The sequence below is a fragment of the Tsukamurella sp. II2bb genome (genome assembly GCF_057815145.1).
The window spans coordinates 656,536-667,126 of sequence record NZ_JBYPZI010000001.1 but is presented as its reverse complement, the minus strand read 5'-3'; the positions used below and the strand labels follow the sequence as shown (position 1 = coordinate 667,126).

13 protein-coding genes are annotated in these 10,591 nt (G+C 70.3%); 9 read left to right on the top strand and 4 right to left on the bottom strand.

Translation table 11 applies throughout. The features are described 5' to 3' along the window. The first annotated feature begins 6 nt into the window (after positions 1-6). Entirely contained in the window at positions 7-483 is a 477-nt protein-coding gene (locus tag AC21LY_RS03620; protein ID WP_489044957.1) for a GNAT family N-acetyltransferase, read from the top strand. Between the two features lie 25 nt (positions 484-508). On the opposite strand, the gene AC21LY_RS03615 is transcribed toward AC21LY_RS03620, so the two are convergent. Together AC21LY_RS03615 and AC21LY_RS03610 are read right to left on the bottom strand one after the other, a co-directional pair. Continuing rightward, complete coding sequence (locus tag AC21LY_RS03615; RefSeq protein WP_489044956.1) at positions 509-961, bottom strand: MarR family winged helix-turn-helix transcriptional regulator; 453 nt, start codon at positions 959-961, stop codon at positions 509-511. Then, on the bottom strand, positions 958-1,554 hold the full coding sequence (locus AC21LY_RS03610; protein WP_489044955.1) for a DJ-1/PfpI family protein: 597 nt from the start codon (positions 1,552-1,554) through the stop codon (positions 958-960). The genes AC21LY_RS03615 and AC21LY_RS03610 overlap by 4 nt, the downstream gene beginning before the upstream one ends. 149 nt (positions 1,555-1,703) lie before the next feature. Here AC21LY_RS03610 and AC21LY_RS03605 point away from each other — a divergent pair, with 149 nt between their 5' ends. From AC21LY_RS03605 to AC21LY_RS03590, 4 genes are all read left to right on the top strand, one after another. Beyond that, on the top strand, positions 1,704-3,068 hold the full coding sequence (locus AC21LY_RS03605) for a M1 family metallopeptidase (RefSeq protein WP_489045417.1): 1,365 nt from the start codon (positions 1,704-1,706) through the stop codon (positions 3,066-3,068). A gap of 149 nt (positions 3,069-3,217) precedes the next feature. Next, positions 3,218-3,589 (top strand): YciI family protein, encoded by a 372-nt coding sequence (locus tag AC21LY_RS03600; protein ID WP_489044954.1) that lies wholly within the window; start codon positions 3,218-3,220, stop codon positions 3,587-3,589. Between the two features lie 15 nt (positions 3,590-3,604). Continuing rightward, entirely contained in the window at positions 3,605-4,201 is a 597-nt protein-coding gene (locus AC21LY_RS03595; RefSeq protein WP_489044953.1) for a dihydrofolate reductase family protein, read from the top strand. 23 nt (positions 4,202-4,224) lie between these two features. After that, a complete protein-coding gene (locus AC21LY_RS03590; RefSeq protein WP_489044952.1) occupies positions 4,225-5,529 on the top strand; it encodes an RNA polymerase sigma factor in 1,305 nt (434 codons plus the stop codon). Position 5,530: 1 nt separating this feature from the next. Here the strand turns inward: AC21LY_RS03590 and AC21LY_RS03585 are convergent, their stop codons facing one another. Beyond that, positions 5,531-6,100: a dTDP-4-dehydrorhamnose 3,5-epimerase family protein gene (locus tag AC21LY_RS03585; protein WP_489044951.1), complete on the bottom strand. Its 570-nt coding sequence runs from the start codon at positions 6,098-6,100 to the stop codon at positions 5,531-5,533. After that, entirely contained in the window at positions 6,097-6,966 is an 870-nt protein-coding gene (gene rfbA, locus AC21LY_RS03580; RefSeq protein ID WP_489044950.1) for a glucose-1-phosphate thymidylyltransferase RfbA, read from the bottom strand. Before rfbA ends, AC21LY_RS03585 begins: the two co-directional genes overlap by 4 nt. A gap of 42 nt (positions 6,967-7,008) precedes the next feature. Between rfbA and rfbB the strand changes: the two genes are divergently transcribed. The 4 genes from rfbB (at position 7,009) to AC21LY_RS03560 (ending at position 10,586) form a co-directional block, all read left to right on the top strand. Further along, positions 7,009-8,010, top strand: coding sequence for a dTDP-glucose 4,6-dehydratase (rfbB, locus tag AC21LY_RS03575; protein WP_489044949.1), 1,002 nt, complete (start codon positions 7,009-7,011; stop codon positions 8,008-8,010). A gap of 145 nt (positions 8,011-8,155) precedes the next feature. Beyond that, a complete protein-coding gene (kstR, locus tag AC21LY_RS03570; RefSeq protein ID WP_489044948.1) occupies positions 8,156-8,779 on the top strand; it encodes a cholesterol catabolism transcriptional regulator KstR in 624 nt (207 codons plus the stop codon). A 113-nt stretch (positions 8,780-8,892) separates the two neighbouring features. After that, a complete protein-coding gene (locus tag AC21LY_RS03565) occupies positions 8,893-9,726 on the top strand; it encodes an MlaE family ABC transporter permease (protein WP_489044947.1) in 834 nt (277 codons plus the stop codon). Beyond that, positions 9,726-10,586 (top strand): MlaE family ABC transporter permease, encoded by an 861-nt coding sequence (locus AC21LY_RS03560; protein ID WP_489044946.1) that lies wholly within the window; start codon positions 9,726-9,728, stop codon positions 10,584-10,586. The genes AC21LY_RS03565 and AC21LY_RS03560 overlap by 1 nt, the downstream gene beginning before the upstream one ends. Positions 10,587-10,591 lie beyond the last annotated feature (5 nt).

Sequence of the window (10,591 nt, the reverse complement as noted above, 5' to 3'; positions counted from 1 at the left end):
GCCACCGTGAGCGACGGGCTCGAGATCACCCCGTTCCAGCCGGGCGACGTGGCGGAACTGCTCGTCCTACAGCGATGCTGCTGGGTCCAGGAGGCGATCGCGAACAACAGCCTCGACATCCCACCGCTGACCGAGACCCACGACGACATCCTGCTGTGGGCCTCCCAGTGGGCGACCTTCGTGATGCGCCTCGACGGTCGGCTGATCGGCGCGGTCCGCGGCCGCGCCGAGGCGGACCACCGCTGGCACATCGGGCGCGTGATGGTGGCGCCGGACCTCGCGGGCCGCGGGCTCGGCACGGAGCTGATCTCGCTGATGGAATCCCTCGCACCGCAGGGCACCGAGGAGTTCGTCATGTTCACCGGCGCCGGCAGCGAGCGCAACATCCGGACGTACGAGCGGGCCGGCTACGTCGCCTCCGCGCCCGAGCCCGCGCCCGACGGCGGCGTCGCGACGGTGACGCTGCGCAAGCCCGCACCCTGACTCACGGCCGCGCACCGCGCCCGACTCAGCGACCGCGCACCGCGCGCGATGCCTCTGCGAGGCGTCGCAACAGGTCCTGTGCCGCCTCCAGCTCGGCCGCGCTGAACGCCTCGCCGACCGCGTTCGACCAGGCGTGCTGCGCCTCGCGCAGCCCCGCGACCGCCGCCCTCCCCGCCGCGGTCGGCGCCACCAGCTTCGCCCGACGGTGCCGGGGGTTCTCCTGATACTCGGCCCAGCCGCGCCGGACGAGGTCGTCCGCGACGCGTTGCACGCTCTGCCGGGCGAGAAGGCCGACGCGCCGCGCGATCTCGGCGACCGGGAGGGCCTCGTCGAGCACGGCGCCGAGCACCTTCCACTGTGCGGGAGTGATACCCGCCGGTCGGCAGATGTCCTCGGCCGCGGCCAGGAACTCGCCGTTCAGCTCGAAGACGGGCAGCACCAGCCCCGTGACGGCGTCGCCCTCCCGGCTGCGAGTCATGCGCCGGCGAGCGCGTCGTAGTACCGCCGTTCTCCGGTCGTGTAGAGGCCGTACCAGGCGTCGGCCACGTCCTTCGGGAAGGCGCCCACCGCGTCGAAGACGGCGCGCGCGAAGTCCACGGGGAACACCGCCCCCGCGGTGATGACGCCCCCGTCGGAGACCGCCCGCTCACTGCGGTACCGCTCCGCTCCGCGGTATCCGGGTACCCCGGCGAGGAACTCCGGCGCGTTCGAGGTGTGGTCCACCTCGTCGAGCTGCCCGTCGCGCGCGAGTCCGAGCGTCGCCCCACAGATCGCCGCCACGGTTCCACCCGCGGCGCGGACCCGCCGCGCGAGCGCGAGGGCACCGTCGTGCCCGGAGTCCCAGGTGTCGGCGCCCGGCAGGATCAACAGGCCGGGCAGGCCGACGGTGCCGAGGGTCTCGTCCGGCAGGACCGCGAGACGCCCCTTGGTGCGTACCGGATCGGAGGTCTCGCCGACGGTGCGCACGGGCAGGTCGGCTCCGAATTCCCCGGCCCACGCCAGTCCCGCCATGACGAATCCGTACTCCCAGTCGGCCATCGTGTCGGTCACGTACATCGCAACGTCGGTCATCGCTCACTCCTTTGACAGTGTGCTGTCATCGTGCGCCGATGACAGTACACTGTCAACCCGACCGATTGTTCGGCGGTCGCGCGGCTGCCGGAGGCGTCCGCCGGTAAGGTAGCGAGCCGAACCCAGACGAGAGGCAGGTGCGGTCCGTGGTGCGCAAATCGGCCAAGCCGAAGAACGGCGCCGCGTCGAATCCGCAACACGCCCGCGCGGTGGACCCGTACATCCCCGATCACGGCAATCCCGGCTACCGGGTCTCCCGGTACGAGCTGGAGCTGACCTACAAGGTGGAGAGCAACCGCCTCGACGGCAGGGCCACGATCACCGCGACGGCGAACGAGCCGCTCAAGCGGTTCGCACTCGACCTCTCCGATGCCCTGGCGGCGTCCAAGATCGCCGTCAACGGACGGCGCCCGCAGCGGTACGCCCAGCGCGGCGGCAAGCTGGAACTCACCCTCGCACAGGAGGTCCCCGCCGGCGCGGCGATGACGATCTCCCTGCGATACGCCGGCACCCCGAAGCCGATCCGGTCGACCTGGGGCGAGGTCGGCTGGGAGGAACTGTCCGAGGGCGTCATCGTCGCCTCCCAGCCGAGCGGCGCACCGTCGTGGTTCCCCTGCGACGACCACCCGGCCTCGAAGGCCTCGTACCGCATCGCGATCACCACGGACTCGCCGTACCGCGTGGTCTCCAACGGCACGCTCGTCTCCCGCAAGGTCTCCGCCGCCCACACGACGTGGGTGTACGAGCAGGCCGCCCCGATGGCGTCGTACCTCGCGACCATCCAGATCGGCAGCTACGACCTGCTCAAGGTGGCGGAGAAGCCGGTCCCCATCCGCGCGGCGGTACCCGCCCGCCTCACCTCGGACTTCCAGCGCAGCTTCGGCAATCAGGAGCGCATCATGCGGGCCTTCACCCGCTGGTTCGGCCCGTACCCGTTCCCCACCTACACCGTCGTAGTGACCGACGACACGCTGGAGATCCCCGTCGAGGCGCAGACCGTCTCGATCTTCGGGGCCAATCACTGCGACGGAACCCGCACCGCCGAGCGTCTCGTGGCGCACGAGCTCGCGCACCAGTGGTTCGGCAATTCCCTGACCCTGACCCGGTGGAAGGACATCTGGCTGCACGAGGGCTTCGCCTGCTACTCGGAGTGGCTGTGGGCGCAGGAGTGCGGCTCGGCGACCACGCAGCAGATGGCCGCCCGCTACTACGCGAAGCTCGCGGCATCCCCCACCGACATCGTCGTCGGTGACCCGGGCCCGGAGCTGATGTTCGACGACCGCGTGTACAAGCGGGGGGCGCTCACCGTGCACGCGGTGCGCGTCGCGTTGGGCGATCCGGCCTTCTTCTCGATGCTCCACGAGTGGAGCGCCGAGCACGCGCACGGCTCGGTCACCACCGACGACTTCGTCACCCTCGTCGCCAAGCACAGCCCCGAGCCGCTGCGCGACCTGTGGCGCACCTGGCTCTACGAGACGGCGCTGCCGCCGCTGCCGGTACTCTCCGCCGTCTGACGCGGCCCGATAGCGCCGTTTCCGCGCCTGCGGAAACGAGAACCGGGAAACTTTCTGTGGGGACGATGTCGAAACGGCGTCGTCCCGTTCGACGCCTGTACGAGACACGCTCACCACACACGTAAGGACTGATCGATATGCCTCGTTTCATGGGATTCGTACGCATGGCGGAGGGCCCCGAGGTCGGCGCTCCGCCGCAGGCCCTCTTCGACGCGATGGACGTCTACATCGGCGAGCAGGCGGCCAAGGGCCACTTCCTCGACGGCGGCGGCCTGTACGGCACGGAGGACGCGGTGAACTTCGTCGTCCGCAAGGGCGAGATCACCCGGGTCGACGGCCCGTACGCCGAGACGAAGGAGGTGGTCGGCGGCTGGTCGCTGCTGCAGTACGACACCCTCGAGGAGGCGATCGCCGCCTCGGAGGAGTTCGCTCAGCTGCACGCCACCCACTGGCCGGAGTTGAACATGGTCTCCACCCTCCGCCAGATCTCCGACGAGCCGCCGACCCCGGCGGACGACTGACATCGAGGTCGCGCCATGGGCATCGTGTTCAGCGACCTCTCGGTGTCGGCCGACGGCTTCGCCACCGGCCTGCACCAGAGCGAGGAGTCCCCGTTCGGGGACATCGACGAGACCTGGCTCCACGGGTGGATGTTCGACGACTCCGGTGATGACCGGGCCGAGGTCGAGGCGATCACGGCGTCCGGCGCGACCATCATGGGCCGCAACATGTTCGGTCCGGTCCGCGGCGAGTGGAACCGGGAGTGGCGGGGCTGGTGGGGCCCGAACCCGCCGTACCACAACCCCGTCTTCGTCCTGACCCACTTCCCGCACGAACCGATCGAGATGGAGGGCGGAACCACCTTCCACTTCGTCACCGACGGGGCCGGGCGAGCGCTGGAGCTCGCCCGGGCCGCGGCCGGCGATCGGAACATCTCCGTCGCGGGTGGCCCCGGCACGGTCAACCAGTTCCTCGCCGCGGGACTGCTGGACGAGTTGCGGCTGCACGTGACGCCGTGCATCCTCGGCGCGGGCGTCCGCGTCTTCGACGGGGTTCCGCCGCAGCAGCTCAAGCGCGTCTCGGTGCGCGCCACCCCGCTGGTCACGCACGTCGTCTACCGACCCCGTCGCTGACCCGAGGCGATACGCTGGCCCTCGTGCCAGAGTGGACCACCGCCGACGCCGGGAGCGGAGCGAGCCGGTCGGATTCGGCCGAGGCGATCACCGCCGCCTGGCGGGCGGAATCGACGCGCCTCGTCGGCGCACTGACCCGCATGACCCGCAGCATCCAACTCGCGGAGGACCTGGCGCAGGACGCGCTGGTCGCCGCCCTGGAGCAGTGGCCGGAGAAGGGCATCCCCGACAACCCGGCCGCGTGGCTCATGACCACAGCGAAACGCCGCGGCGTCGACTCGATCCGCCGCGCCGAAACCCTGCGCCGCAAGACCGAGGAGATCGGTCGCGGCCTGCGGGAGGACGACGGTATGCCCGACCTCGACGCGCAGGTCGACTTCATCGAGGACGACGTGCTGCGCCTGATCTTCCTGTCCTGCCACCCGGCGCTCACGCCCGAGTCGCGGGCGGCCCTCACGCTCCGCGTGGTCGGCGGCCTCACCACCGCCGAGATCGCCCGCGGCTTCCTGGTCCCGGAGAAGACCATGGGCCAGCGCATCTCCCGTGCGAAGAAGACCCTCACCACCGCCCGCGCGGAGTTCGAACTGCCCACTGGCGAGGAGCGCACGCGCCGCCTCGACGACGTGATGGCCGTGATCTACCTGATCTTCACCGAGGGGTACACGGCGACCGCCGGGGACGACTGGATGCGTCCGGAACTGGCCCGCGAGGGCATCCGGCTCGCGCGGATGCTCGCCGAACTCGCGCCCGACGATCCCGAGCCGCACGGCCTGCAAGCGCTTCTCGAGCTCCAGGGGTCCCGCCTCGACGCCCGCACCGGTCCCGACGGCGCACCCGTGCTCCTCGACGACCAGGACCGCGGCCGCTGGGACCGGCTCCTGATCCGGCGGGGCCTCGCCGCCCTCGCGCGCGCGGACCGCCTGGCGGCGCAGGGGATCCCCGTCGGGCGGTACTACCTCCAGGCCGCGATCGCTGCGCAGCACGCCCGCGCCGCGACGGCCGCCGAGACGGACTGGACGCGTATCGCGCGGCTGTACGACGCACTGGCAGAGGCCGCACCGGGGCCCGTCGTGGAGGTCAATCGCGCTGTGGCACATGGCCGTGCCCACGGCCCGGCAGCGGGACTGCGAGTCCTGGACGCCGTCGACGATGCCGCCCTCGGCGACTCTCCCCTCGTGCCCGGCGTGCGCGGGGATCTGCTCGAGCGGGCGGGCCGGCACGCTGCCGCCGCGGTGCAGTTCGACGAGGCCGCCCGCCGCACTCGCAACGCCGGCGAACGCGCCCTCCTCGACCGTCGCGCGCGGGACAACCGCTCGGCCGGAAGCTGATTCAGCCGTTCCACCGCGGAAGCGCACCGGCGGCGAGCGCCGCAGCCAGCGATGGTGCCGCCGTGTCCTTCTCCGACAGAATGGGGGGAGCCGCTCGCGGCCAGTCGATCCCGAGCTCGGGGTCCAGCGGGTCGACCCCGTGCTCGGCGGACGGGTTGTACTCGGACGAGACGTGATAGGCGACGACGGCGCCGTCGGTGAGAGCGCAGAACCCGTGACCGAGCCCCTCCGCGAGGTAGACGGTGCGGTGCCGCTCGCCGTCGAGACGCACCGACGAGGTCGCGCCGAAGGTGGGCGAACCGACCCGCAGGTCCACGATCACATCGAGGACCGCGCCGTGCAGGCAGGCGACCAGTTTCGCCTGCCCCGGAGGGACATCCGCGTAGTGGATGCCGCGGACGGCGCCGATCCGGTTCACCGAGACGTTCGTCTGCGCCACGACCAGGTCGCGCCCCGTCGCCTCCCGGAACGCCGATCCCTTGAACAGCTCGAAGAACTCGCCCCGATCGTCCGGCCGCACGATCGGATCGAGAACGAAAGCGCCCGCGATGGGCAGCGCCTCGATGTTCATCGCCCCTCCCGAAGCAGTCCGCGCAGGTAGTCGCCGTAGCCAGACTTGGCGAGCCGATCCGCGTGGGCGAGAAGCTGTGCGTCGTCGATGAATCCGCTCCGCCAGGCGACCTCCTCCGGTGCACCGATCTTGGTGCCCTGCCGCTGTTCCACGGCGCGGACGTACCCGGTGGCGTCGGCGAGCGCGTCGAAGGTACCCGTGTCGAGCCACGCCGTCCCGCGCGGCAGGACGTCGACGGTGAGCCTTCCCTCGCGCAGGTAGTGCCGGTTGACGTCGGTGATCTCGTACTCGCCGCGCGCCGAGGGCGTCAGGCTCCGCGCGACGTCGACGACCGACGGCTCGTAGAAGTACAGGCCCGGCACCGCGTACGACGACCGGGGGTGATCGGGCTTCTCCTCGAAACCGACGGCGCGCCCGGCACCGTCGAACTCGATCACCCCGTACGCGCGGGGATCGGCGACGCGGTAGGCGAAGACGGCGCCGCCGTCGATCCCGTCGAACCTGCGCAGCTGGGTGCCGAGTCCCGGACCGTAGAAGATGTTGTCGCCCAGAATGAGCGCCACCGTCTGGTCGCCGATGAAGTCGGCGCCCAGCACGAATGCCTGAGCCAGCCCTTCCGGGCGCTCCTGCACGACGTAGTCGATCCGCACGCCGAACTGCGAGCCGTCGCTGAGCAACCGGCGGAACTGCGGTGCGTCCTCCGGTGTCGTGACCACGAGGATCTCGCGGATCCCGGCGAGCATCAGCGTCGAGAGCGGGTAGTGGATCATCGGCTTGTCGTAGACGGGTACCAGCTGCTTGCTCACCCCGACCGTGATCGGGTGCAATCGGCTTCCCGTTCCGCCGGCCAGGATGATTCCGCGCATGTGCTCACAGTACTTCCCACCGGCGGGAAGTACTGTGAACGCATGCGCATCGTGGTCACCGGCGGCGCCGGCTTCATCGGCGCGAACTTCGTCCGCCGGACGATCGCGACCCGCCCCGGCGTCGACGTGACCGTGCTGGACGCGCTGACCTACGCCGCCAACGAGTCGTCGTTGGACGAGGTCCGTGACCGCATCGACTTCGTGAAGGGCTCGATCACCGACCCGTCGGTGGTCGACGAGGTCGTCGCGGGTGCCGACGCGGTGGTGAACTTCGCCGCGGACACGCACAACGACAACTCCCTGAGCGACCCGTGGCCCTTCCTGGACACCAACATCCGCGGCACGGCGGTCCTCCTCGACGCGGCGCGGCGGCACGGCACACGGCTGCACCACATTTCCACCGACGAGGTCTTCGGCGACCTGCCCCTGGACAGCCCCGAGCGGTTCACCGAGGAGACGCCGTACCGGCCGTCGAGCCCCTACTCGGCGTCCAAGGCCTCGTCGGACCACCTGGTGCGGGCGTGGGTCCGCAGCTTCGGCGTGCGGGCCACGATCTCCAACTGCTCCAACAACTACGGGCCCTACCAGCACGTCGAGAAGTTCATTCCGCGGCAGATCACCAACATCCTCAGCGGGGACCGCGCCAAGCTCTACGGCTCCGGATCCAACGTGCGCGACTGGATCCACGTCGACGACCACAACGACGCCGTCTGGGCGATCCTCGACCGGGGCGCGATCGGCGAGACCTACCTGATCGGGGCCGACGGCGAGCGGTCCAACCGGGAGGTGCTGCGCACCCTGCTCGCGGCGATGGGGCGCCCCGCCGACGACTTCGACACCGTCCCCGATCGGCCCGGCCACGACCTGCGCTACGCGATCGATTCGTCGAAGCTGCGCAGGGAACTGGGGTGGGCGCCCGCGCACGCCGACCTCGACGCCGGGCTGCGCGCCACCGTCGAGTGGTACCGCACCAACCGGGGGTGGTGGGAGCCGGGCAAGCACGGCGTCGAAGCCGCCTACGCGCGGCGCGAGTCTGCCTCCTGACCCCCGCAGTCCTGTGATCTTCGACCGAACCGGTGCGGAAAGCACAGGTCCGGCACGAAAACCTGTTTCAATTGTCGCGACATCACATGCGACCCGACCGTCCCGGCACCAGCGGGCGGTCGAAGAGATTCCGAGGTGACCACCCATGCCGCCCGAAGGCACCCCCGCCGCCACCGCGACCGTGACCGCGTCCTCGAAGGAGGACCTCGACACCGCGGGTCAGCGCGAACGGCGCAAGCGCATCATCGACGCCACGCTGGCGCTGGCCCGCAAGGGCGGCTACGACGCGGTGCAGATGCGCGCGGTGGCCAAGAAGGCCGACGTGGCGCTGGGCACCCTGTACCGGTACTTCCCGTCGAAGGTGCACCTGCTGGTGGCCGGCCTGGTCAGCCAGTTCGAGCGGGCCGGTGAGCGGATCGGCAAGGCCCCGATCCCCGGCGATACCGCGGCCGAGCGCCTGATGTTCGTGCTCGACCGCAACACCGAGGCTCTGCAGCGCGCGCCGCTGCTCACCGAGGCGATGGTGCGCGCGTTCATGTTCGCCGACGCCACCGCGGCCGCAGAGGTCGAGCGGGTGGGCCGCCTCCTCGAGGGCATGTTCGCGCACGCCCTGGGCGTGACCGACCCGGACGAGCGCCAGCGCGACACGTTCCATCTGATCGCCGATGTGTGGATGGCGAACCTGGTCGCCTGGGTGACCCACCGGGCATCGGCCACCGAGGTGCAGAAGCGGCTCTCCGTGGCCGTCGACCTCCTCATCAAGGACTGACGAACCAGCAGGTCACATCCGGTTTCCAAGGTAAAAACTGAAACACGTACTAGTTTTGCCCGGTAGTTGATACGCTCCTCTCGTTAAATGAGGAGAGGACACCCGATGGCGGCATGCGGAGGCCCGGAGTGAGGGCCGCGGCGCTGTACCGGTTGTACCGGTTGGCCGCGATCTTCACCAAGAGCCTGTCCACGGTCGGACGCTCGGTGGTGCTCGCCGGCGAGATCGTCACCTGGACGGTGCGCGGCATCCTGAAGCGGAACTTCGCCGTCGCCGAGACGATCACCCAGGCGGTGACCCTGCTGCGGGTCACCACCCTGCCGGCGATCCTGGTCGCCATCCCCTTCGGCGCGGTCGTCTCCGTACAGGTCGGCGCGCTCGTGGACACCGTCGGCGCCAATTCCCTGGTCGGCGCGGCCTCGGGCATCGGCATCATCCGTCAGGGCGCGCCGCTCGCGACCGGCGTCCTGCTCGGCGGCGTCTGCGCCTCCGCGATCGCCGCCGACCTGGGGTCCCGCACCGTCCGCGAGGAACTGCAGGCCATGCAGGTCATGGGAGTCGACCCGATCGCCCGTCTCATCGCGCCGCGCATGCTCGCTCTGATGCTGATCGCGCCGATGCTGCTGGTCGCGATCGTGGCGGTGGCGATGCTCGTGGCGCTCACCGTCTCCGTCTGGCAGTTCGGCCTGAGCTCGGGCGGCTTCTGGTCGTCCTTCGGCGCCTTCTCCGCCCCCTCCGACCTGGCCTTCGCCGTACTCAAGGCGGAGACCGGGGCGATGATCGTCGGCCTCGTCGCCGGGCTTCGCGGCCTCGAGGCCTCCGGCGGCCCGCGCGGCGTCGCCGACGGTGTGAACTCGTCCGTGGTGCTCTCGATCACGCTGATCTTCCTCTCCTTCCTCGGGCTCACACAGCTGCAGACGATGTTCTTCCCGAGCCAGGTGGCCTGATGACCGCCACGAACGCCCCCGCGCCCGTGCAGCCGAAGAAGCGCGCCGCTCTCGATTCGAAGCCCGCCAACCTGATCGCGCGGATCGGCGAGGCCGTCGTCTTCGTCGCCCAGTCCATCTATCTCGTGCCCGTCGCGCTGATGAAGTACCGCGGTGAGACCTCGCGCGTGCTCAAGCAACTCGCCTGGGGCCGCGGATCCGTCATCGTCGACGGCGGTGTCGTGGTGATGATGGTGATCCTCGGCGCCGCGAGTGGCGCCGCCGTTGCGATCGAGGCCTACGCCGGCCTCAACCTCATCGGCTTCGGCCCCCTGACCGGTGTCATCGGCGGCCTCGCGAACATCCGCGAGATGATCCCCATCTCCGCGGGCATCGGCTTCGCCGCGCAGGCCGGCTGCCGCATGACGGCACAGATCGGCTCCATGCGCATCGCCGAGGAGATCGACGCGGTGGAGGCTCTGGGCATCCGCTCGATCCCGTACGTGGTCAGCACCCGGCTCATCGCGGGCATCGTCGTCGTGATCCCGGCGTACCTGCTCACGCTGCTGCTCAGCTTCCTGACCTGCAAGCTCATCGTGGTCGTCTTCCACGGTCAGGCGCTCGGTACCTACAACCACTACTTCGAGCAGTTCCTCAGCCCGGGCGACATCGCGCTGTCGACGCTCAAGGCCGTCGTCTTCTGCGCCGCCGTCACGATCATCCACTGCTACTACGGGTACTTCGCCAAGGGCGGCCCCGAGGGGGTGGGGCTCGCGAGCGGCCGCGCCGTGCGCGCCAGCCTGGTCACGGTGCTCACGCTCGACTTCATCCTGACCATCCTGTTCTGGGGTATCACCCCCACGATCGTCTTCAAGGGTTGAGGGGG

Bases quoted from the DNA above. Each gene is read 5' to 3' on its own strand.
- AC21LY_RS03595 (WP_489044953.1), top strand. From the start codon at position 3,605: ATGGGCATCGTGTTCAGCGACCTCTCGGTGTCGGCCGACGGCTTCGCC.
- rfbA (WP_489044950.1), bottom strand. From the start codon at position 6,966: ATGCGCGGAATCATCCTGGCCGGCGGAACGGGAAGCCGATTGCACCCG.
- AC21LY_RS03560 (WP_489044946.1), top strand. From the start codon at position 9,726: ATGACCGCCACGAACGCCCCCGCGCCCGTGCAGCCGAAGAAGCGCGCC.
- AC21LY_RS03600 (WP_489044954.1), top strand. From the start codon at position 3,218: ATGGGATTCGTACGCATGGCGGAGGGCCCCGAGGTCGGCGCTCCGCCG.
- AC21LY_RS03615 (WP_489044956.1), bottom strand. From the start codon at position 961: ATGACTCGCAGCCGGGAGGGCGACGCCGTCACGGGGCTGGTGCTGCCC.
- AC21LY_RS03610 (WP_489044955.1), bottom strand. From the start codon at position 1,554: ATGACCGACGTTGCGATGTACGTGACCGACACGATGGCCGACTGGGAG.
- AC21LY_RS03565 (WP_489044947.1), top strand. From the start codon at position 8,893: ATGCGGAGGCCCGGAGTGAGGGCCGCGGCGCTGTACCGGTTGTACCGG.
- AC21LY_RS03585 (WP_489044951.1), bottom strand. From the start codon at position 6,100: ATGAACATCGAGGCGCTGCCCATCGCGGGCGCTTTCGTTCTCGATCCG.
- rfbB (WP_489044949.1), top strand. From the start codon at position 7,009: ATGCGCATCGTGGTCACCGGCGGCGCCGGCTTCATCGGCGCGAACTTC.
- kstR (WP_489044948.1), top strand. From the start codon at position 8,156: ATGCCGCCCGAAGGCACCCCCGCCGCCACCGCGACCGTGACCGCGTCC.